19 protein-coding genes are annotated in these 21,046 nt (G+C 37.8%); 3 read left to right on the top strand and 16 right to left on the bottom strand.

Annotated features, from left to right (window positions below):
* From JZO71_RS09310 to dnaX, 16 genes are all read right to left on the bottom strand, one after another.
* Positions 1-2,457, bottom strand: a 2,457-nt coding sequence (locus JZO71_RS09310) for a hypothetical protein (RefSeq protein ID WP_206899223.1), incomplete at its 3' end; no start/stop codon positions are given.
* Between the two features lie 215 nt (positions 2,458-2,672).
* The gene (locus JZO71_RS09305; protein ID WP_206899222.1) at positions 2,673-3,116 is read right to left on the bottom strand and encodes a hypothetical protein; all 444 of its coding nucleotides are present in this window, start codon (positions 3,114-3,116) and stop codon (positions 2,673-2,675) included.
* A gap of 161 nt (positions 3,117-3,277) precedes the next feature.
* Positions 3,278-4,798 (bottom strand): MFS transporter, encoded by a 1,521-nt coding sequence (locus JZO71_RS09300; RefSeq protein WP_206899221.1) that lies wholly within the window; start codon positions 4,796-4,798, stop codon positions 3,278-3,280.
* 20 nt (positions 4,799-4,818) lie between these two features.
* On the bottom strand, positions 4,819-6,234 hold the full coding sequence (uxaC, locus tag JZO71_RS09295; protein WP_206899220.1) for a glucuronate isomerase: 1,416 nt from the start codon (positions 6,232-6,234) through the stop codon (positions 4,819-4,821).
* Positions 6,235-6,331: 97 nt separating this feature from the next.
* Positions 6,332-7,405, bottom strand: a complete 1,074-nt coding sequence (gene uxuA, locus JZO71_RS09290) for a mannonate dehydratase (RefSeq protein ID WP_206899219.1) — start codon at positions 7,403-7,405, stop codon at positions 6,332-6,334.
* A gap of 2 nt (positions 7,406-7,407) precedes the next feature.
* On the bottom strand, positions 7,408-9,036 hold the full coding sequence (locus JZO71_RS09285; protein ID WP_206899218.1) for a mannitol dehydrogenase family protein: 1,629 nt from the start codon (positions 9,034-9,036) through the stop codon (positions 7,408-7,410).
* 191 nt (positions 9,037-9,227) lie between these two features.
* Positions 9,228-10,343, bottom strand: coding sequence for a DNA polymerase IV (gene dinB, locus JZO71_RS09280; RefSeq protein ID WP_206899217.1), 1,116 nt, complete (start codon positions 10,341-10,343; stop codon positions 9,228-9,230).
* Positions 10,344-10,678: 335 nt separating this feature from the next.
* Entirely contained in the window at positions 10,679-11,551 is an 873-nt protein-coding gene (gene rsmI, locus JZO71_RS09275) for a 16S rRNA (cytidine(1402)-2'-O)-methyltransferase (protein WP_206899216.1), read from the bottom strand.
* Positions 11,552-11,634: 83 nt separating this feature from the next.
* Positions 11,635-11,982 carry a DNA replication initiation control protein YabA gene (locus JZO71_RS09270; RefSeq protein ID WP_206899215.1) on the bottom strand — a complete coding sequence of 116 codons (348 nt, stop codon included), beginning with the start codon at positions 11,980-11,982 and terminating at the stop codon, positions 11,635-11,637.
* On the bottom strand, positions 11,975-12,799 hold the full coding sequence (locus tag JZO71_RS09265) for a PSP1 domain-containing protein (protein WP_206899214.1): 825 nt from the start codon (positions 12,797-12,799) through the stop codon (positions 11,975-11,977). The genes JZO71_RS09270 and JZO71_RS09265 overlap by 8 nt, the downstream gene beginning before the upstream one ends.
* A 19-nt stretch (positions 12,800-12,818) precedes the next feature.
* Positions 12,819-13,772: a DNA polymerase III subunit delta' gene (gene holB, locus JZO71_RS09260; RefSeq protein ID WP_206899213.1), complete on the bottom strand. Its 954-nt coding sequence runs from the start codon at positions 13,770-13,772 to the stop codon at positions 12,819-12,821.
* An 8-nt stretch (positions 13,773-13,780) separates the two neighbouring features.
* Positions 13,781-14,110, bottom strand: a complete 330-nt coding sequence (locus tag JZO71_RS09255; RefSeq protein WP_067480388.1) for a cyclic-di-AMP receptor — start codon at positions 14,108-14,110, stop codon at positions 13,781-13,783.
* 14 nt (positions 14,111-14,124) lie between these two features.
* Entirely contained in the window at positions 14,125-14,769 is a 645-nt protein-coding gene (gene tmk / locus JZO71_RS09250) for a dTMP kinase (RefSeq protein ID WP_206899212.1), read from the bottom strand.
* 64 nt (positions 14,770-14,833) lie between these two features.
* Positions 14,834-15,430, bottom strand: coding sequence for a recombination mediator RecR (recR, locus tag JZO71_RS09245; protein WP_067480382.1), 597 nt, complete (start codon positions 15,428-15,430; stop codon positions 14,834-14,836).
* Between the two features lie 23 nt (positions 15,431-15,453).
* The gene (locus tag JZO71_RS09240; RefSeq protein WP_206899211.1) at positions 15,454-15,768 is read right to left on the bottom strand and encodes a YbaB/EbfC family nucleoid-associated protein; all 315 of its coding nucleotides are present in this window, start codon (positions 15,766-15,768) and stop codon (positions 15,454-15,456) included.
* 21 nt (positions 15,769-15,789) lie between these two features.
* Positions 15,790-17,535 carry a DNA polymerase III subunit gamma/tau gene (gene dnaX, locus JZO71_RS09235; protein WP_206899210.1) on the bottom strand — a complete coding sequence of 582 codons (1,746 nt, stop codon included), beginning with the start codon at positions 17,533-17,535 and terminating at the stop codon, positions 15,790-15,792.
* A 216-nt stretch (positions 17,536-17,751) separates the two neighbouring features.
* Between dnaX and JZO71_RS09230 the strand changes: the two genes are divergently transcribed.
* The 3 genes from JZO71_RS09230 to JZO71_RS09220 are packed head-to-tail and all read left to right on the top strand — an operon-like array spanning position 17,752 to position 21,013.
* Positions 17,752-19,002 carry an SPFH domain-containing protein gene (locus JZO71_RS09230; RefSeq protein ID WP_206899209.1) on the top strand — a complete coding sequence of 417 codons (1,251 nt, stop codon included), beginning with the start codon at positions 17,752-17,754 and terminating at the stop codon, positions 19,000-19,002.
* A gap of 17 nt (positions 19,003-19,019) precedes the next feature.
* Positions 19,020-20,213, top strand: a complete 1,194-nt coding sequence (locus JZO71_RS09225; protein WP_206899208.1) for a TFIIB-type zinc ribbon-containing protein — start codon at positions 19,020-19,022, stop codon at positions 20,211-20,213.
* Positions 20,210-21,013 (top strand): TPM domain-containing protein, encoded by an 804-nt coding sequence (locus JZO71_RS09220; protein ID WP_206899207.1) that lies wholly within the window; start codon positions 20,210-20,212, stop codon positions 21,011-21,013. The genes JZO71_RS09225 and JZO71_RS09220 overlap by 4 nt, the downstream gene beginning before the upstream one ends.
* Positions 21,014-21,046: the final 33 nt, after the last annotated feature.

Here is a 21,046-nt window from a genome sequence, read left to right as displayed (position 1 = left end):
TTTTTGTGTTGTTTTTAGTTCATATGTGCGTCCGGCTTCAACATCTTGTTCGTTCACATTTCCTGTCAATTGTGTATCTGTTGTTTTGACTTCGTTTAACGTTGGGCCATTGACTTGCCAGTCTGACCAGTTGGTTCCGTCAACTACAACTTGTTTTGCTTGTTCACTGACTTTGTCTTCTTTACCTGCTTGATGACCAATCACTTGAACTGCTACTTTGTCACCTTCTTTTAGCGTTGTCCCTTCAGGTAAGTCCATACTGAATTCTTTCCCCGCTTCAACTTTGATTGTGCCGATTTCTTTGTCGTTCAGTGTCGCTTTTAGTTCATATGTGCGACCGGCTTCAACATCTTGTTCGTTCACATTTCCTGTCAATTGTGTATCTGTTGTTTTGACTTCGTTTAACGTTGGGCCATTGACTTGCCAGTCTGACCAGTTGGTTCCGTCAACTACAACTTGTTTTGCTTGTTCACTGACTTTGTCTTCTTTACCTGCTTGATGACCAATCACTTGAACTGCTACTTTGTCACCTTCTTTTAGCGTTGTCCCTTCAGGTAAATCCATACTGAATTTTTTACCTGCTTCAACTTTGATTGTGCCGATTTCTTTGTCGTTTAGTGTCGCTTTTAGTTCATATGTGCGACCGGCTTCAACATCTTGTTCGTTCACATTCCCTGTCAATTGTGTATCTGTTGTTTTGACTTCGTTTAACGTTGGGCCATTGACTTGCCAATCTGACCAGTTCGTATTGTCAACGATCTTCCATTCATCAACTTGACTTTCTTTATCTTTTTCACTCTCTTCATGGCCAATAACTTTGGCTGTCAGAACATCGTTTTCTTTTAACGGTTTTTCTAATGAAAGATTGATTTGAGCACCTGATGTAGAAATTTCTTTTGTGTCAACAACTTCTCCATTCAATGCAAATTCCATTTCATAAGTCCGGCCATTGAAACGGTTTTGTGCAGGAACTTCTACTGCAACAGAAGTATCACCTTCGCTTGTTTCTCGGTCAATTTCTGGTGCATTCACTTGCCAATTTTCCCAAGTGTTTTCTTCTTCTTGGTTTTCTTTGATAACTGTTTTCACATGCGTACTTTCTTTGTCAGGTAATGTCACACCTTCGCTTCCAGGAATCGGCTCTTTTCCACTAATATATGCCTCGATTGTTTGACCTTTGACTAATGCTGATTCCTCACCAAAAATAGGTGCATGATACTCCATGCTTTCACCGTCATAATCTTGGGAATAAACTTCTTTTCCATCTACTAATACTTTCAACGTGTATGAACGATCTTTTTGTAAGTTTTGGTTAGGCATCAAGCCGCTAATCAGTGTTTCTTCATCATATGCATCATTGATGGTTGGTGCTACAACTTTCCATTGGTCCCAAGGAATAGAATCTTTACCAATTGTATAACGAGTAGCGATTGATTCTTTTCGATCTCTAATGCCATTTGCATTTGGCTGTGTTTCGATTCCAACAACATAAGCCGAGATTGTATCTCCGCCTTTCAATCCAAACCCAGATAAGTCCGCACTCCAGTTCCCTTCATCATCCATTGGAATGTTTGATTTGATAGTAGAGCTTCCTTTTTTCAAGGTAACACTATATGTTGTTTCATGTTCATTACTTTCATCTTTATGATCTTGTTTCCAAGTACCAGAAAAGTGTTCATCATCTTCTGTTTTTAACGAGGTAGGCTTGATTGGGTCTTCAATCCAAGAACCAAACTCAAATGGTGCACCTGTACTCCACAATCCCCACTCATTTAGAGAAGTTTCTGAACCACCCCAATTCCAACCAATTCCCCAGTCGGCAGAAGCTGAATTAACAGAGAAACTATAAGATGTTTTTCGTTCAATGACTTTTCCTGTATCGGTATGCCATTTTCCTAAATCAATTTCCAAATCAATATTTTGATACGCTGATACACTTGCTAACGCTTTTTCTGTTTTAAACACAATGGCATGTAAGCTCTCATCATAAAAGACCGTTTCTTGACTCAATCCATTAATAATACTAGGTTTTTTATCCCAGATATCTTCAATATTGCGACGATGTTTACCAACTCCACTTGTTGGATTTGCCACTATTTTTCCATGAATATATTTCTTATAATTAGGTGTACTGAAAAATTCGGATGCAATCTCAGGATCAATTTTGATCACTGTCTTCGTTTGTGTTCCCATACCAACCTGTAAAAGTGCTTCAGAATTTGTTTGGATTTTTAGTGTACCGCCGCTAATAATCGTAGTATCTTTGATGTGATTCTTATATCCTGTTCCAATACTAATACGTGGCGTAGCTTCAAACAGATTATCGCTTGAAACAGCCGAATTGGTTTGAGGCAAGTCACTATTTTCTTTTGCGTTGGCTGTCGTTGGAAGAATCAACGCTGAAAATAGTAAACCAGCAATCAATGCCTTCCTTTTTACATTCTTAAAGTTTTTCATTTTTTACCTTCTTTCCTTGTGATAACACATATTTTATCTTCATTTTTTTTTGATAATTATTTTAATTCATCAAATATCACAACAAAAAAAAATAAATCATTGGACTTTCTCTTACTTTTTATATTGGTAATAGAGAGCCCAGATGCTACTAACAAGATGACTCATCCTACTCTTAATTTTTGCACTTGACTTTCCTCTTTTTCTATACAGATTTTTTAGATAATCAATTCATCAAAATGAACCAGTTCTTGAAAATCAATCCATTCAAAACAACTTTCCTGAAAAAACTCAGTCAGATGCTGGCAGATCATTTCACTTGTTGAATAGCTTCGCGGTAAAGCAACTTTTTTATAAAATTCTTCTTGCGTGCTTGCTCTTTTTACTTTCACCCGATAAATCGTGACATCTTTCAAAAAATAAGAGGTTTGATTTTCAATTGATTGTGTTTTTGCCATGGTATAGTCTTCAAGATCCATGATCGTATCAAATTTATGACTAAATTTGTAGGCTGCTAGTTGTCCTTTATTTTTAAAAACAATTTCGATCTCGTCATTTAAATACGTCGTAACATTTCCAAACGCTGTCCGCGTATCAAACAAAATATATTTGTTATACCCTTCAATTTCTGTCATAAAACACTGGAGATCAATGACTTCCACTTGTACTCCCCCCTTTTTATGAAAGTATAAAGGGAACTAGCATGGAAAATTATTTTTTACTTATCTATTTTTCGACAAAAATAGATAAAGCACGACAAAAAAACAAGCAATCTTCTCTATTGAAAAATCACTTGTTTTTTAAGATAAAATTTATTTACAGTTTAAATAATTGGTTGCTTTGGCCACGCCTCTTGATAAGGATGACCAGTTAATTCTTCTACGACATTTTTTGCTTCTGGTGTGACTGTTTCTTTCAATCCACCTTCTTCTAAGCGATCGATTTCTTGTTTCAATACTTCATGTGTTTCACGATTCAATTTGAATGTCAGTGCCATCACTAATGCGCAAGAAATCAATACAACAGGGGCAATAAAGAAAATCAATGCAATTCCCGTTTGAATAGGATGTGGTGTATTTGTAAAATTCGTCATTGTTTTTGAATCAAAGCCAATTTCTGCTAATAAAATTCCGGCAATCCAAGAAGCGAATGCACCTGTTGATTTTCTAAAGAATGTCATCACTGCTGCATAGATGCCCGCGCGATCGCCTCGTGTCATCATGCGGTCAACATCTGGAATAAATGGAAAAACATTCCATGGTGTAAATTCTAAAATGGCACGCGCACATTGATAAAAAACTGAAATGATTACTAAGACCCAAAAAGCATTTTGAATATGAAGAGCCCATGTCAAGAAATAACCAACCATAGTAATGATGATTGTGATGTAGCTAAGTGTAAACAAATAACGAGGTCCACGTGTCAACATCAATCGTGCAGCCACTAATGTTGCAACGATACCAAAAATAGAAAGTGCTTGGAGTGTCCAAGGTGTATCTTCTTTCACACCATGAATACAACAAATAATAAAAGTTGGCAGCAAAGTAGAATAAAAATCTTTTCCAGTAAATGATAATAAATAAATACCTAGATGTTGGCGAAATGCGCGATTTTTAAAGGTTGAAAAATAATCTTTGACTGTTTTTTTCATGAATTCGCCTAAAGATAATTTTGGCTGGCTCTCTAACTCTGCTAAAAATTCTGGTGTCAACGGACGTTCCCAAGTGGTTCGATAAGAAACGAAGATAGCGATAACAAAAATCACTGTCCAAATGATCCCTGTAATAAGATAGGCATTCGGATTTTCCATATGTTGCAACGCTGCTAACACTAAGAAAACAAGCGCTGTCCCAGTGGCAGAAATAAACATTCGTGAACTAGATAAAATCGTACGAAGGTTATAATCAGCGGTCATTTCTGTTGGCAAGGTTTCCCATGGGATCAAAATCATAGCAATTGCAAGTTCGATGGCCACATAAATCACTAGATAATAAACCCAGCTATCTGCTTGAACCCAGAATAATGGAAATAAAACTGTAAATAAAATTCCGCCTAGCAGAATAAAGAAATGACGTCGTCCAAAGTGTTGACCTAATTTTGTTCGATAAAAGCCATCTGTGATTGCGCCAAAGAATAAGGAGAACACGGCATCAATGATTCGACCAATCCCTGTGATTGCTCCAGCAAACGCCGGATTGATTCCTTGGCTCAATACGAAAGCAAAAATAACTCCTGAAACGATATTATTCCAACCGCCGCCCATCAAATCAGTCAATCCATAAGCCACTCCACGTCCAATTGTAATCTTTTTAGGTTGATAAACCCACTGTTTTTTCTTATCCATTTCTCTTCATCCACCTTTCGTCAGCTTTCAAAAAAACCAAAATATTCATGTGCATTGCCATAACAAATATCTTTGACAATTTGTCCCAAATACTCATCATCCTCAGGTAAACGACCTTGATCGATCCACTCTCCTAAGAGCTGACATAACACGCGGCGGAAATATTCATGGCGTGGATAACTCAAGAAGCTGCGAGAATCAGTCAACATTCCAGTAAAATTAGCCAATAAACTTTGTTGCGCCAAGATGGTTAGTTGATTGCGCATTCCTTCACAAGTATCGTTAAACCACCACGCACAACCAAGTTGAAGTTTTTGAACGATTTCCCCTTGGAAACTTTGCATAGCAGTTGCTAATGGTAACCAGTCATTTGGATTCAATGAATATAAAATCGTTTTTGGTAGCTGGTTTGCTTCTTCAACTTCTGCAAATAATTTTACGATATTTTTTGTCAGTCCATTTTGATCGCCCATCGAGTCACCACCAACATTGATTCCGATTTCTCGTTTCATTTTCGTTGAGTCGTTTCGAAAGGCATTCATGTGCATTTGCATCGTCCATTGACGTTGATAGTATTCACCCATCAAATGTTTTTGGATTGCTGTTGTAAATTGAGTTACTTCAGTTCTTGTAAAGTTGGTTTCTCCAGTTAATGCGCGTGCTAAAATGGCATCTAATTCTTCAGTTGTTGCTAGTGCGTACACAAACGTATTTAAGCCTTGATCTGCTAGACGCCCGCCCATTTTATGGAAAAAGGCGATTCTTCTTGATAAAGCAGTTGTTAAATCTGAAAATGTGTGAATGGGTGTTTGAGCACTTGCACCTAATTTATCTAAGTATTCACGATATTCTTTTGTAGTAATTGCCCAAGTGTTGTCAGGACGAAAAGTTGGCAATACTTTAAAAGAATTATGTTCTTGTGCTAATTTTGCATGATACTTCAAATCGTCAGCAGGATCATCCGTTGTGCAGATTGCCTTGACTTTCATCATTTCCAACAATTCTTTTGGTCGATACGCGTCTGTTTGGATTTTTTCATTTGCTTGTCGCCAAATCTCTGATGCGTTCTTTTGATTAATGATCAAATCAATCGAAAAATATCGACGTAATTCTAAATGAGACCATTCGTAAATCGGATTACCGGGTGCCTTCTCAATTGTTTTAACAAAGGCCAAAAACTTTTCATAATCATCACCGTCGCCACTAATCAGTTCTTCAGCCACACCATTTGCTCGCATCAAGCGCCATTTATAATGATCGCCTGCTCCTTTGTCATTGAGCCAGGCTTGAGTTAAATTTTCATACTGTTGATTTTCAAAAATGGCTTTTGGCTCTAAATGGCAGTGATAATCAATAATTGGTTCCTCTTTGGCATACTGATGAAATAACTTACTTCCTACTTCATTTGTTAATAAAAAATTTTCATCTAAAAACATAGTTAAGCGCTTCCTTCTTTTCGTTTTTTATTTAGAGGCTGAACTTGAAAATTGCTCAGCCTCTTGCATTACTGATGTTAAAATGTATCGTTTTAAATTATTGCTGTTGCTCTTTTTCTAACGCTTCCCAAAGGCCATTCAAATACATTGCTCCAAGTGCCCGATCGTATAAGCCATAACCTGGCCGTCCTGTTTCTCCCCAGATCATGCGTCCATGGTCAGGACGAATATAGCCAGTGAACCCGTTATCATACATTGCTTTTAAAATTTGATACATATCTAATGAACCGTATTCTGACTTGTGTGGCGCTTCATAGAAATCTTTTCCTTGAATAAATTTAATATTACGTACATGTGCGAACGGAATTCGATCTCGTTGACAAAACTCTGCCATGATTTCATAAACATTATTTGCTGGATCTTCTGCAATGCTGCCTGTACACAACGTAATTCCATTTGCTGGGCTATCCACTGCCCGACAAATCCAGTCCAAGTCCTCCCGATTTCTCACGATTCGTGGTAAGCCAAAAATCGAATAAGGTGGATCATCTGGATGAACAGCCATTTTTATTCCAACTTCTTCACAAGTTGGGATAATTGCTTTCAAGAAATAGGCAAAGTTTTCACGTAATTTTGCTTCATCTATCTCTTTATAAGCTTGCAGCAATTCTTTTACCTGTGCCAATCGTTCCGGTTCCCAGCCTGGCAATTCAAAATCATTGCTTGAATTTTCCACTTTTTTAATGATTTCCTCAGGATCTTCTGGAACGTCTGCTGCGATATATGCCAACGTTGAAGAGCCATCTGGCAAGCGATAATCAAGATCTGATTTTACCCAGTCAAAAACCGGCATGAAATTATAGCAGATTACTTCAATGCCGAATTCAGCTAAATTACGAATCGTTTGTTGGTAATTTGCAATATATTGATCTCTACTTGGTAAACCAATCTTGATATCATCATGAACATTCACACTTTCAATTACCTTTAACGTTAACCCTGCTGCTTCAATTTCTTCTTTTAATGCTTTGATTCGTTCTTTCGGCCATACTTCTCCAACTGGGATATCCATAAGCGTTCCCACGATACCTTTCATCGCTGGAATTTGGCGAATCTCTTCTAATGTAATTTTTTCTTCTTGTGAACCATACCATCTAAAAGTCATTTCCATGATTATTTTCCTCCGAAATTTGTTAAGTAGGTACGAATCGTTTTTCTCACTGCTCCAGGACCTACTAACATTTCTCCTACTATTTGTTCGATTTTTTCACCAAGTCCAACTTTATATAAATTTGACCCAAAAATAGTTTCATTGGCTAAAATATTGGCAACACTGTGATGAATCACTTCCGCTGATTGTTCACCTAAATGAAGCCTTCTTAGTTGCTCCTGTAATTCAGTTAACAGTGGGTCAGGACTTGGTACAAAGGTATTTCCTTCATCATCAATTGCTAACAAATAACGCAGCCAAGCGGCAATCGCTACTGGAATAAATACAAGTGATTGTGTAGCTGATCTTTCTGCATACTTTTTAATCGTTTCCCCAAACCGAATCGCTACTTTTTGAGAAGTATCACTTGCAATTCGTTGTGGTGTATCTGGAATATTGGGATTAGGCAATCGTTTTTCAATCACCTCATCAATAAATTCTTTGGGATCAATTATTTTTGGATCTTCTACTACTGGTAAGCCTTCTTGATACCCAATTGCTTTGATCAATCCCACAATTTCTTCATCTTCCATCTCAGCTGCAATCGATTGATAACCAAGTAAACAACCAGTGATGGCCATAGCTGTATGAAGTGGATTCAAGCAAGTGGTGACTTTCATCACATCTGCTTTATCAACAATCTCTTGACTCGCAAGGATAACACCCGCCTTTTCTAAAGCAGGACGTCCATTCGGAAAGTGGTCTTCGAGCACTAAATAATGGACAACTTCGGTATTCACAAACGGTGCAATATTCGTATGCTTTTCTGTATGGATCATTTCCATATCAACAAAACCGAGTTTCTCAAGTTCCGTCTGCACGACTTTTGCAGGGTTTGGCGTAATACGATCAATCATGCTCCAAGGAAAAGCTACTTTTTCAGAATCAGTTAAATACTCGATAAATGCTTGAGATACAAAGCCTCTTTCTCGCCAGCCTTGTGCAATTGTCAGCACACTTTTTTGGAATCGCTTTCCATTTTGTGAAAAATTATCAGTGGAAATCATGGCAATTGGTAATTCCCCAGCTAAAAATCGTTTGTGTAGTAAGGCCGTCACAATACTTATCGTATGTTGTGGAGCTTTAAGGCCATTTTGAATATCCGCTTCTACTACTGGAAAAAATTTCCCAGCAGCATCTTTCAAGTGATAACCTTTTTCGGTAATCGTAAAGGTCGTAAACTGTAGGGCTGGATTTTCAAAATAACGAACAACTTGCGTAAAACTTTCTTTCTCACTAGGATGACAAAAGAAAGCATCTGCTGTCGCAGCTAAAAGCTTTTTATCTAAGATTCCATCATCATGCATGATGACTTCTATCACATCACTGTGAAACGGTTTGTAAGCCTTATCAATTACTTGTTTGTCAAAAGTTTCACAAACAACAATACCAGCAGTTAATTCTTTTGTATCAGCTAACCGCTGTGCAATTTCTGCGTGAAATCCACGATATAAATTTCCACCACCAAAATGAAGCCACACGGGCGATTTTTTCCCTTTTTTCTTGACTTCAGCAACATCATAAGTAGGAATAGCGATTCCAACTTGTTTTAATTCCGTTAATGATTTTTGCCAATCTTTTAAGTCAATCACAGAATCCCTCCTAAACTGATATATCAGTTAATTTGATACTTGCATTATATTCGCCCGTTTAAGCTTTGTCAATACGTCAATTTCATTTATTTTCATCTTATAATTAAATAAACGCCAAATACTAACATATTAGAATAACTAAAATAAGAGAAAGCACACTGTCAGATATGTGCTTTCTCTTATTTATATAATCAATCATTCAATTCCCATAAAGGTAAAACTATATTTTCATAGGTCATAGGATCTAAGTTAGTAAGTGTTATTCCTAATAGTCGAACGCCTTTCTCGACACCAAGAACTTCTTCCCAAATCAAACTGGCTTGGTAATAGAGTGCCTCTTTTTTATAAATATATTCTGGTAAGGTTATTCGTTTCGTAATTGTTGAATAATCAGTATAGCGAACTTTTAATACAACTGTTTTCCCATGTTTTTGGACTTTTCGTAGTGCTTCTTCTACTTTCTCTGCTAGCTGTCGAAGCTGTGCCAAAACAGCTTCTTCTGTTTGCAGCGGCTGACCATAGGTATGTTCTTTACCAACTGATTTTCGCTCTCGTGTGACATTTACAGGCGAATCATGAATCCCACGGACCTTTCGATAAAGGGAATAGCCCATTTTCCCAAAATTTTGAATCAATTGCATTTCACTCATCTCATATAAATCTGCACCTGTAAAAATCCCTAGCTCATTCATTTTTGGCACTGTTTTTTTTCCAACACCATGAAACTTTTCGATTGGTAATTTTTTTAGAAAAGAAACAGCCTCTTGAGGTGTCACCACAGTAATTCCTCTTGGTTTTTGATAATCAGAAGCCAGTTTTGCCAGAAATTTATTGTAGCTGACTCCTGCCGAACAAGTTAGATGAACTGCTTCCCAGATATCCGCTTGAATCATTCGGGCAATTTTAATTGCTGATTTACAATTCACTTTGTTTTCTGTCACATCTAGATATGCTTCATCGATACTAACTGGCTCGATGACTTCGGTGTATCTTCGAAAAACTTCACGAACAACTTGAGATACTTCCGAATATTTTTGATGATCACCAGGTTTAAAAATGGCTGTTGGACACAATTCAAATGCTTTTTGTGCGCTCATCGCTGAGTGAATCCCATATTGTCTCGCTTCGTAATTTGCCGTTGTCACGACACCTCGACCGCCAGTGTCGCTGGGATGACGAGCAATAACTAATGGATGCCCTCTAAATTCTGGATGATCGCGTTCTTCAACCGAGGCGAAAAAAGCATCCATGTCGATATGGATGATCTTTCTTGATGTATCATTATGTAAAGGAAACTGTAGTTCCATAGTTATTCACCTCACCCTTATTCTCATTGTTATTATAGTCGAACTTTTGTTCCCTATCAAGCTAATATGATTTAACTTTGAGGGTTTAAAACATGTAGGATCATTGACAACCAGCGAAACCATTTCTTTTTGCGTAATCAAAAAATAGTTCGACTTACTCAGCAAAAACTCATTCAGGTATTTTACTTCACGGAAAAAATATCTATTTTTCAAATTGAATTTCTTCTGCACAAATCGTTTTTTTATATGTATACCAAAGCAACATTCAAAAAAGGAGCAAAACATAGATTTGTTTTGCTCCTTAAGCTTTTCTGTATTGGTGGTTGAATTTGCTACTATTCATCCAATTCATGAAATTGTCGATAGACCTCTTGCTTTTTCAGATGGTTTGTCGCAGCCACTTTCTTAATGGCGACATTTGGCTTCTCACCAGTTGCAATCAAGGCTTCTACTTGTTCTCTCAAAGAAATTTGAATGACTTCCTCTGCTTCGACCAGGCTACCATCATCGCCAGCAACCATCAAGCAACATTCTCCTTTGATTTGATTTTCTTTTAGATACATTAACAGTTCGTCTACATCTCCACGTAGATATTCTTCATGAATCTTAGTTAGTTCTCGACATAGCACCACTTGACGATTTCCAAGCACCACACGCATATTTTCAAGTGTAGCACTCACACGGTAAGGTGATTCATAAAAAATAAGTGTTGCTGTTTGAGGCTTTAATTGCGCCAAAATTTCTTTTTGTTCTTTCTTTTTTCTTGGTAAAAATCCATAAAATAAAAAAGGTTGTGGTACAAGACCTGAAGCAATCAAAGCGGTAATACCTGCTGTAGGACCGGGTACTGATACGACTGGGATTCCTTCTGCAATACATGCAACAACTAATTCATGACCAGGGTCACTAATAGAAGGCATTCCCGCGTCACTCACTTGGGCAATGCTTTGTCCTGCTTTTAATTGTTCAAGTAAGTAGGGAATTCTTTCTTTGTAGTTATGTTCATGCAAACTTTTTTGTGGTGTTTCTATCTCAAAATGATTTAATAATTTTTGTGTATTACGTGTATCTTCACTTGCTATCAAATCTGCTTCATGTAACAGACGAACACTTCGGTAAGTCATATCTTCAAGGTTACCAATCGGTGTAGGGACAAGATATAAAGTTCCTATACCTGAGTGATCCTTAAAACTTTTTTGGTTATACATTTCCTGCCTCCTTAATAAAAAAGAGCGAAGATACAAGTCGACCGACTCACATCTTTGCCCCTAACATAGATAAATTTTAAGTATTAGCGTCCACTTTCACGATAAATAACTTCCAAGCAAAACGCACACGGCTCATCATTTTCGCGGCGTGAACCGTATAGGTCATAACAAACATGAAAACCTTCTTCATAAATTTTTTCTAAATTCATTCGGGATTTCGATAGTTCTTGTTTAACATTCTCAGCGGGTGCTTCGGCTACTTGATTCAGCTCACGCAAATGTTCACGCAGACGTTGGTTTTCCATCTCAAGCGTGGTATTTTTTTCGACGATTTCATGAAGTGCATGCTTCATTTCTACTAATTCAGTTAAGGTATTTCGTAATTCTGATTCTAGCTGGTTTAAACCGTCATATAAAGATCGCTTATCCATTCATCTCACCTACTTGAATGAAGTCTTTTAGTTCATCCCATTCATACTCCACTGGATTTTCTCGTCCCGTCAACCGAACTTTTACAACTCGGCTAAGTAGATTTAATCCTACGACTTTCCCTTTACCATCAGGTGTTTCAATCATTTTTCCAAAGTCAGGGAGTTCTTTTTTTGCTGCCTCGTACTCTGCGCTCTCATACTGCAGACAACACATCAAACGTCCACATAAGCCAGAAATTTTTGTTGGATTCAAAGAAAGACCTTGATCTTTAGCCATCTTGATTGAAACCGGTACAAAATCTCCTAAAAATGTCGAACAGCATAATGGTCGACCACAAGGGCCAATCCCACCAATAATTTTTGCCTCATCACGGACGCCAATTTGACGTAATTCGATCCTAGTCCGAAAAATACTTGCTAACTCTTTCACCAACTCCCGAAAGTCAATTCGTCCATCAGCTGTAAAAGAAAAAATCATTTTGCTGCGATCAAAAGTATACTCCACCTTCACGATTTTCATTTCTAGTTCGTGTTCACGCGCTTTTTGTTTGGCGATTTTCAGCGCTTCGGTAGCATCTTGTTGATTTTTTTGTTCTTTTGCTAGCTCGGTAGCCGAAGCTTTATGCAAAATGGGTTTGACTTCTTCTGGTAAATCTTGGGAATCAAGTTCTCGTTTGGGAATGGCAACTGTTGCAATATGTAAGGTTTGTTGAGATTCGACTAACACCTTATCATTATAAAAATATTCAGAATCCCCTGGCGCAAAATAATAGATATGCCCAGCATCTCTATAACGGACGCCTACTACTTCTACCATTTCCAACCTCCTTGGTTACTCAGCTATAATTAAAAATCGTTTGTAAAACGAACTGTTCAGCTACTGCTTGAAAACTCACGTTACTACGTAATTTTTGTTCAGCAACTAAAATGCGTTCAATGATTTGATTGGCTTTTTTTGTCTTGCTTGATTCTTCAGTAACAATTGCTTGCTTTTGTGCTTCTTGGAAATAAAATAACAGAATTGAAAGTGCCATGAACTGTTGATTTTTTTCCTTAAATACTTTAGTCAATTTCTTTTGGACATAGATAAATGCTTGAGGGTCTTGCTTTTGTAGATAAGTGAACCACTGATAAATCGAGTCCTTAGCCTCATTAAACCATTCATCTTCTGAGATTTCAACTGCTTTTCGCAAACTGTTGGTTAAGAATGCTAAAAGTTTCGCTTTTTCCAATGGAATTTGTTCTTCTTGTAATTTGTGGATTAAAACTTCTTTTGAAAGTTCTTGAAAATGTAAAACTTGGCAACGTGATTGAATCGTTGGTAAGATTCGGCCAATCGCATCCGTTTCTAAAATTGCTAGAAAATCACCCGGTGGCTCTTCTAAAAATTTAAGTAGACTATTTGCCGCGCTAACATTCATTTTCTCTGCTTCCTTGATTAAGAAAACTTTCTTTTTTGATTCATAACCGCTTCGACTAAATTCTGTTTGTAACCGACGGATTTGATCTACCTTGATTGTTTGTCCTTCAGGTTCGACCACTAATACGTCTGGATGTTCGTTATTTTGAATCCGCTGGCAGTTATTGCAAACACCACAAGGCTGGTTATCTGATAAGTGTGTACAAAATAGATGTTGGGCCAACCAAATACCCATTTCATGTTTACCCGTTCCTTTTTCGCCCTCAAAAAGATAAGCATGAGCGAGGCGCCCATGCTCAAAACTTCGTTGAAGCTGATGATAAACGAAATGTTGCATTTGAGCCAGTTTTACTAACTCTTCTTGTTTCATAGCTCCTCCTAAAAGTGATGGAATCCTTCGACAGGTAAAACAAAGACTGTTGCTCCTCCAACTTCCACCTCTACTGGATAAGGAACACCACCATCCATAGAAATATCCAATGTAACTGGTGTTGAAACAAATTGTTTACGAGATTCACAAGTTTTTTTGATAATTTCAAGTGCTTCGTCTACTCGTTCATCCTCAATCCCTACAATAAATGTACTATTGCCAGCTTTTAAAAAGCCACCAGTTGAAGATAATTTTGTTGCGCGAATATTGGCATCAATCAGTTCATTCGATAAACGGTTACTATCTTTATCTTGGATAATAGCTAAAATAATTTTCATACACAGTCACCTTCCTAATTTTCAAAAAATTGTGGATATTTCTCAATAATGGCATAATAACTAGCCTGAAGAACTTCTTCAAAACTTAACCTTGCATCAATTTTATGAATACGTTCTGGGTATTCTTCTGCAAGCTTTAGATATGCATGACGAACTCGTTGATGAAACTCAAGTCCCTCAGAATCTAATCGATCAATTTGATTCTGACGATTTTTTTGGATACGGCGCAATCCTGTATCAGAATCAACATCCAGATATAGAGTAAAATCAGGCGTCAACCCTTCAGTCGCGAACTCATTCAAGCGAGCAATTTCGCGCATGCCAATACGTCGTCCAGCACCTTGATAGGCAAGTGAACTATCCACAAAACGATCACAAAGAACAATGTTTCCTTCTTCTAATGCTGGTAAAATCTTTTCAACTAGATGTTGTCTTCTAGCCGCTGCATAAAGAAGTGCTTCTGTTCGTTCATCCATTCGTTCGTTTTTAGGATCAAGAATAACTTGGCGAATTTCTTCCGCAATCGGAATGCCACCAGGTTCTCTTGTTTGAATCATTTCTGTTTTTGCGACTTTTTTCAATAGAGGAAACAATTCCTTCAAGATACTCGTTTTCCCAGCACCATCTGGCCCCTCAATTGTAATAAATAGTCCGTTCACATTTTTGCCTCCATCTCTCGCACTACATCTTTATTGTAGCTGAAATTTAAATTATTTCAAAAAATTACAGCTCGCGCCGTCCTTCGACTGCTTTTAACAACGTAACTTCATCCGCATACTCGATATCTGAACCAACAGATAACCCATGTGCTAGTCGAGTAACTTTGATGCCAGCAGGTTTGATCAAACGAGATAGATACATCGCCGTTGCTTCACCTTCCGTTGTTGCGTTTGTTGCTATGATGACTTCTTTTACCTCATCGTTATGCAAGCGTTGCAATAAAGAAGAAATATTGATGTCTTCTGGTCCAGTTCCTTCAGTTGGCGATAACACCCCATGAAGAACATGATATAAACCATGATACTCGCGCATTTTTTCCATTGCCATCACATCTTTTGGTTCTTCGACTACTAAAATAATACTACGGTCGCGTGACGGATCTTTACAAATTTCGCAAGGGTCTTCTTCAGTAATGTTTCCGCAAATGCTACAAAAATGCAAATCACGTTTGACACTTAACAACGATTTGGCAAATTCATTGACTACTTCATCTTTCATATCGATTGTAAAAAAGGCTAAACGTGTAGCTGTTTTTTGACCAATCCCAGGAAGTTTCATATAGCTGTCGATCAGTTTGGCAATTGGTTCTGGATATTGCATAATCATTACTCCTTCACGAAAAATTAGAATCCAGGCATTCCTTTGGTATATTTACCCATTGTTTTTTCAGTTTCTGTGTCAATTTTCGTTAAGGCATCATTGACAGCCATCACTACCAAGTCTTGCAACATTTCTGGATCTTCTGGGTCAAGGATTTCTGGCTTGATTTCAACGTCTTTCATACGACGATCCCCAGTGAAAGCGACTTTAACTAATTCATTTGTAGCCACTCCTGTAAATTCTTTTTCATTCAACGCATCTTGTGCCTGAACCATTTCTTTTTGCATCTTTTGTACTTGTTTCATCATGCCTTGCATATTTCCCATTCCACGCATCATTGTACATCTCTCCTTTGAATTTTAATCATCAATAATTGTTACTGAGTCTGTTCCAAAAAGCTCCTCTGCTTTTGCCACCACAGCTTCCGTTGTTTCTGGTTCTTGTGGGATTAATTCGATTTCTTCTTCAGCTGTTTCTGGAACAAAAGAATTCATTTGACCATTGTCTTTACTCTGGATCAAATAATTTTTACGCAATTCCGGCCAGCTTTCTCGTGTGATATACACAGTATCTGGTGCATAATCGTGAATCATTCGACTCAAGTTATTGTGGATTGCTAGTTGCAACTCATCGTCATTTGTTGCTCGTTGACAAACGATTTCGTAGTCAAAAGCGATGACCATACTTTTTGGTCCAGCAGCCACTGGTTCGCTTGCTTTCAACATTGCTCGTTGTGTAACCGACAAACTCATCAATAAATCATCCCAAACTTCTTTGACCTGATTCAGATCTTGACGCGTTGCTTCTTTCAATACTTGATACACCCGTTCAGTCGGTACACGATAAGAACTTGCTTGTTTTTTATGCACTGCTTGTGGCACAGGTTGACTATTATTGGCTGTACCATGATTCTTTTTGAGTTCTTTTACTTCTTTTTTCAACTCGGAAACTTCTTGCTGAAGCTTTTCGACTGCTTGGCTTTCAGCTGGTTCTCCCTGAGGCAATGCTTTCAGGCTTGTTGCTGGTCCTTTTTGCGCTAACTTAACGGTTGCAACTTCCAAATAAATCGTCGCACTATTGGTAAAACGAATTTCATTTTGTGTTTCACTTAATATTTTAATCATTTGGAAAAGCTGTTCTGCTTTCATTTCTTGTGAAAGACGAACAAAAGTTGTAGTTAACTGGCTTGTTTTCTCTGTCACTAGTTGAGGTGCTTGCTGATACATCAACAAATCACGACAATATTGCAATAGATCCTCTAAAAAACGACGGGCTTCTTTTCCTGCTGCTAACATCTGTTCCAAAGCTTTCAATGCTTGCGCGACATTTTGTTCGATACAAGCACTTAAATAATCATCCATCATTTCATAAGTCAAACTACCAGTTACTTGCATCGCATCGTTTAGCGTAATCGTCCCTTCACTAAAGGAGATTGCTTGGTCTAAAATGCTTAAGGCATCACGCATCCCACCCTCAGCAGAGCGTGCGATGACACCTAATGCTTGCTCTTCATAAGAAATATTTGATTCATTTAAAATAAATTCCAGATGCTCAACGATATCAGATGCATTGATCCGCTTAAAGTCAAATCGTTGTGTACGAGAAATAATCGTTGCAGGGATTTTATGTGGTTCTGTCGTTGCCAAAATAAAAATGACACTTTCTTTTGGTTCTTCCAGTGTTTTTAGTAACGCATTAAAAGCCCCTGTCGAAAGCATGTGGACTTCATCAATAATATAAACTTTATAAGTTGCCTTCGTGGGTGCATAATTGGCGCGATCCCGAATGAAACGGATTTCTTCCACACCATTATTACTTGCAGCATCGATTTCAATTACATCTTCTTGTGTTCCAGCTGTAATTGATCGACACATCTCACATTCATTACAAGGTTCACCATCTCGACTGTTCGGGCAATTGATTGCTTTGGCAAAAATTTTTGCTGCACTTGTCTTACCAGTTCCACGAGGCCCAGTAAATAAATACGCATGAGATGTTTTATGGGAAACGATAGCATTTTTCAATGTCTGTGTAACAGCTTTTTGGCCTACAATGTCATCGAAGCGTTGTGAACGCCAGACACGGTAAAGTGCTTGATATGCCATATAGATCCCCCTCTTAAAAAAATTCACTATTATTTATTATACGTGATTTTATTAAAAAAAACTACTCTGCTCCTCGGCTTTTTCCAAGAGAAAACATTCATTCACACAAAAGTTCTTTAAGACTTTTGACTGACAGCATTTTCATTTCCCTATGGTATAATAAAGAAAATAATTTAAGCTGTTTCTTTAGGCTATTTATCTAAGGAGGAATTTTTTATGGGATTAATTAAAGCGGCAACGAGTACGGTTGGTGGTGGATTAGCTGACCAATGGCTTGAAGTCATCGAACCAGATAATATGAGTGACACAACTGTTATGACAAAAGGTGTCAAAGTTCGTAAAGATGACAAACGTGGTTCAAATCGTAAAGGAACAGAAGATGTTTTAACAGATGGAACAGTTGTTCATGTCTATCCAAATATGATGATGCTCCTTGTTGACGGTGGAAAAATTATTGATTACACAGCTGAAGAAGGTTACTACACTATCAAAAATGATGCTGCACCTTCTATGTTTAATGGCTCATTAAAAGATGCAATCAGTGAAACATTCAGTCGTTTTAAATTTGGTGGCGTCACACCACAAAAACAACAAGTCTTCTATATTAATTTACAAGAGCTAAAAGGAATCAAATTTGGGACAACTTCACCATTAAATTATTTTGATAATTTTTATAATGCAGAATTATTTTTACGTGCGCATGGTGCTTACTCTATCCACATCACAGATCCAATTTTATTTTACACAAATGCTATTCCAAAAAATAAAACGCAAGTTGAAATTGCCGATATCAATGAACAATATTTAGCAGAGTTTTTAACTGCTTTACAATCGGCGATCAACCAAATGTCAGCAGATGGTCAACGAATTTCTTACGTACCATCAAAAAGTTTGGAATTAAGTAAATATATGGCTTCTGCTTTAGATGATTCATGGCGTGAACTACGTGGAATGGAAATCGTTTCTGTAGCAGTTGCAAGTATTTCCTACACAGATGATTCTGTCAAACTAATCAACATGCGAAATGAAGGTGCTATGCTTGGGGATCCAAGTGTTCGCGAAGGCTACGTTCAAGGTTCGATTGCTCGCGGAATGGAAGCTGCCGGGAAAAACGAAGGTGGCGCAATGACTGGTTTTATGGGTGTTGGTATGGGAATGAATGCTAACAGTGCTTACCTTGCTCAAGCTGCACAAAATAATCAAGAACAATTGAAGCAACAGCAAGCAGAAAAACAAAACCAACAAGCTGCAACGGGAAATGCTGATACTTGGACTTGCCCTGTTTGCGGTACGGAAAATACTGGAAAGTTCTGTTCTAACTGTGGTGCAGCTAAACCTGCCCCCGCTGCACAACCAAAGCTAGAAATGAAATGCAGTGAATGTGGTGAAATTGTTGATCTTTCCAATGGTATTCCAAAATTCTGTCCACATTGTGGCAAACCATTTAAAGGAGTACCTTTGGACTAAAAGAAAGGGTGTAGCCAATGGATGTCATTACACATAAATGTCCAAACTGCGGCGGTCCTTTAACTTTTGATCCTAAAGACCAAAAATTTCATTGTGACTACTGCCTGAGTATATTTACAGAAGAAGAAGTGAGCCTCTACGAACAACAGCAAAAAGAAGCTCGCGCTATTGATTCATCATCTGATACAGCTGATGAACCAAAAAATACAACTGATGACTTTACCTTCACAGCACAAGAACAACTAGATAAAATGGATGATACTGAACGTCAAGCTTATGACGAAGCCGTTGGCACTACCGAAGCAATCGATCAAGAAACAAATGAAAAAGCTCCCGCTATGGAACTATTTCTTTGTCCAAGCTGCGGGGCTGAAATCGTGACTGATGCAACAACCGCCGCGACGTATTGCTACTATTGCCATAATCCAGTTGTTTTGTCAGGCCGCTTGAGTGGTGAGTTTTTACCAAATAAAGTCCTTCCTTTTGCAATCGAAAAAGAGGAAGCAACCAAACAATTTTTAGCATGGACAAAGAAAAAATGGTTTATTCCTAAAGCGTTCTTTAATTCTGAACAAATCGACAAGCTAACTGGCGTTTATTTTCCCTACTGGTCAACGGATGCTGAGTTAGAAGGAGATTTTCAAGCAAATGGAACTGTCTTACGAGTCTGGCGTGTCGGCGATATTGAGTATACCGAGACAAAACAATTTGCTGTCCATCGTGAAGGAACACTTTCCTTTAAAGAATTAGTCAAGAATGCTTTATCTAAAAATACTCAACAAAAAATGGTCGAAGGTGTCCAGCCTTTCCCACTAAATAAAGCAATCGACTTTAAAAATCAATATCTTGCTGGCTTTCAAGCAGAAAAACGAGATATCGAATATCAAACGATTCGCTCAGAAGTCGAAGCAGAGTTAAAAGAGTATTCCGAAAAACTTTTACGCGAAACAGCCTCTGGTTACACAACTTTAACTGGCGTTCGTAGTTCTGTTGCAATCAACGATCAGAAAAATAATTATTTGTTACTTCCGGTCTGGTTGGTGACCTATCGTAGTCGTGATTCAAAAAAAGTTTACTATTATGCAATGAATGGTCAAACTGGGAAAGTTAGTGGTGTCCTACCTGTTAGCAAAAAGAAACTGGGCCTTACATCACTTGGCATCTTCACTATTACTGCTATTTTGTTGATGATTGTGGGGTATTTGATATGAAAAAACAACTTTCGATTTTCTTTTTCGTTTTAATTGGCTGTTTTTTCCCACTCGTTGCTCATGCTGCAACCCCAACGGTCAACGATGAAGCTGGCTTGTTTACAGCAGAACAAATTCAAACATTAGAAAATCAAGCGAAGCCAATCAATGAAAAAATCAAAGGCGAAGTCTTAATCGTCACAACAACAAATAACTCTGATGAGCCACGAGACTTTGCAGATGATTACTTGAGAGAGGCTGTTGGTAATAATGAAAATGGTTCTGTTCTATTGTTAGATATGGGACAAAGAGAAATTTACATTTCGACCTCAGGTAACATGATTGATTATTTAGATGATAATCGGATTGAATCAACGCTTGACGAAGTTTATAATGGCATGTCCGATCAAAATTACTATCAAGCTGCGACTGCTTATCTCACTAAGGTTGCCGATTATGTCAAAGCAGGTGTTCCAGGTGGTCACTATCGAGTGGATGAAGAAACTGGAAAAATCACTCGTTACAAAGTCTTGACTCCTGTCGAGATTACACTTGCTCTCATTGTTGCTTTGGTATTAAGCCTTGTCTTTTACTTTGTAACAGTTTCTAAATATCAACTAAAATTTGGCTCCTACAAATATCCTTATCGTGAAAATTCAAGCATCAAATTAACGGATAAAACCGATCGCTTAACAAATTCTTTCGTCACTACTAGACGAATTCCTAAAAGCCCACCGCCAGGAAGTGGCGGCGGTGGTGGCGGAAGCACGACCCACTCAAGTGGTGGTGGAACTTTTGGCGGTGGTGGAAGAAGCTTTTGATTTATTATCCGTCAAAAAAAAACTCCTCAAAAT

Source organism: Candidatus Enterococcus courvalinii, assembly GCF_017315945.1.
Taxonomy (GTDB): domain Bacteria; phylum Bacillota; class Bacilli; order Lactobacillales; family Enterococcaceae; genus Enterococcus_B; species Enterococcus_B courvalinii.
The sequence above is the reverse complement of the archived record's forward strand: the minus strand, read 5'-3'. Positions and strand labels throughout refer to the sequence as shown.